The 2,214-nt window shown below is 62.4% G+C and carries 2 protein-coding genes; both read right to left on the bottom strand.

All coding sequences use genetic code 11. From position 1 onward, the window contains the following. Positions 1 to 164: 164 nt before the first annotated feature. A complete protein-coding gene (locus ACG2LG_RS23705) occupies positions 165 to 1,010 on the bottom strand; it encodes an ExeA family protein (RefSeq protein WP_396263321.1) in 846 nt (281 codons plus the stop codon). A 26-nt stretch (positions 1,011 to 1,036) separates the two neighbouring features. Further along, on the bottom strand, positions 1,037 to 2,214 hold a 1,178-nt coding region (locus tag ACG2LG_RS23700), incomplete at its 5' end, for a DDE-type integrase/transposase/recombinase (RefSeq protein WP_396263319.1).

Below are 2,214 nucleotides of genomic sequence, written 5' to 3'. Positions count from 1 at the left end.
TGACGGTGGCTCTCGATGAGTGAGGTATGAGGATTTCGGGCGTGGCTGAAGTGCTCAGCCACGCCCGTTTGCTGTGGTTTTACGACACCATCGGTCGCGCACCGTTCCGGCTATCCCTTGGCAGGATGCTCCCCAGCAGGGCCTGCCTCCGTTTCACCGAAAAGTCATGATTGGGTCGGTAGGTTGGCGGGTGGGATGAGGACAGGTTCGGCGGGTTCTCCGGTGAGGTTGTGACGCCAGTGGGGCTGGAGGAGCACGGCGTTGACCTGTTTGAGATCAACGGTCTTGGTGCGGTCACGTACGGCTTCGATGAGGGAGCCGATGCAGAGGTTTTTGACGGCACGGAGTGTGCCCTCGGCACTGCGGGTGATGAGGTGGACGGCCTCCTCGGTGAAGGTGGCATGCGGGAGGCCAACACGGTCGAGCTGGGAGTGGATGAACTCGGCGAGGTGGTTGGCGGTGAGCGCGTCGAGCTTGGCGCTGTAGGTGACGCGGGTCTTGAGGTCGTGGTTGATGCGGAGCTGGAGGGTGGTGTTTAGCGCGGGTTGCCCGATGAGGATGAGGTTGTGGCTGCGGGGAAAGTCCTCCAGGAGGAGGCGGAGTTTCCGCAGGGCCTCAATGGGGATGAGGTGGGCGTCGTCGATGATGGGAATGATGTGTTTGCCCTTGATGTGAAGGGCGCGGGCTTCGGCGATGAGCCGGGCTTCGCACTTGTGGTCGCTGCCGTCGCTCTCGAGGTCGAAGGCCTGGCAGAGGAGTCGCAGGATGTTGTGCCATGAGTGCAGCGAGCGGTTGATGACCGGCGTGATCCAGTGCTTGGTGTCATGGTGGATGATGTGGTGTTTGAGGACGGTCTTGCCGGTGCCGGGTTCACCAAGGATGAGGCAGAAGCCGCCCTGCTGGGAGTGGACCTTGAGGATGTCGAAGTGGCGTTGCTGGTGGGCGAGCAGCGGGGCGTCGTGATCGATGATGAAGGGATCGCGGGTGAGGCCGAAGTGTTGGCGGATCATGGTGGTGGATGGTTGTGCTTGGGGTGTTAGAAGTCGCCGTCCCGGCCGAGATGGGGTTTGCGGTCGTTGTCGATGAAATCAACGGGGGAGGCACTGCCGAGGCGCTCGCCCTCGAAGTAGGCGATGGGGTGTCCGGAGGTGCCGATGAAGCGTGAGTAGCGGATGGTGATGGTCTTGCCGCGCAGGTCGCGCGGGGCTTCGTAGCGGATCTTCTGGAAGTGGAAGGTGTTGTCGGTGCGGACCTTTCGGGTGGCTTCGAGGAAGAAGAGTTCTTCATTGAAGCTGCAGTGCTGGAGGTGGCGGATGCGGCCGAGGTCGAGCCCGAAGCGGTCGAGCGGTCGCATGCCGAGGGTGGAGTGTTCGCGGGTGTGGTATTCGTCCTCGACCCATCGGGTGAAGTGCTCGTTGAGTTCCTCGAGGCAGGAGATGGAGTCGAGGTTCCGCTCAAGGAACTGGTCACGCACGGTGCGGAAGAAACGTTCGATCTTGCCTTTGGAGGCGCCGTCGCGGACGGGGGTGTGGATGAGGACGGTGCCGAGCCGGGTGCAGATCTGGGCGAACTCCTTTGAGGAGTAGTTGGAGCCGTTGTCGGCGTAGATGGCCTGGGGGACGCCTCTTTTGTAGAGGGCGTTCTGGAAGCACTCGATGAGGTTTTCGGTATTGTCGGCGGCGAAGAACTGGCCGTGGGTGATGACGCGCGAGGCGTCGTCGATGAAGGCGATGAGGAAGACCTGAACGGACTTCTGGTGGCGGTGGAAGCGCAGGTAGGGTCCGTGGAGGGTGTCGGTCTGCCAGAGGTCGTTGGCGTGGGCTTTGGCAAAGGCGAGCCGGCGCTTGGGGCTTTGGTGGGTATCGGGCTTGAGCAGCTCGTAGCGGTTGACGATGCGGCGGAAGGTGTTGGGCGCGATGCGGCTGCGGATGAGGTGCCCCTGCTCGATGCAGGCGCGGTAGAGGGCCTGGATGTTGAGGGGGCGTGGCGATCCCTTTCCGGTGCTCTGGCGAAAGGATGGAAGTGCCTTTTCGATGGCGGCGAGGACTTCCTCGGGCGAGACCTTGCGCACGGTGCCCTTGTCGGAACGGACGGGATTCTCGGTGATGCCGTGTCTGCGGTAGTAGTACCACCAGGTCTGGATGGTGCGCCATGTGAACTGGTGGGGCTGGCCGTCTTCATCCTGGAAGATCATTTCAGAGACGGCCTGGTAGC

It is taken from the genome of Haloferula sp. A504, assembly GCF_044385805.1.
Classification (GTDB): domain Bacteria; phylum Verrucomicrobiota; class Verrucomicrobiia; order Verrucomicrobiales; family Akkermansiaceae; genus Haloferula.
Note: the sequence above shows the minus strand (reverse complement) of the source record. Positions and strands in the feature narration are given on the sequence as shown.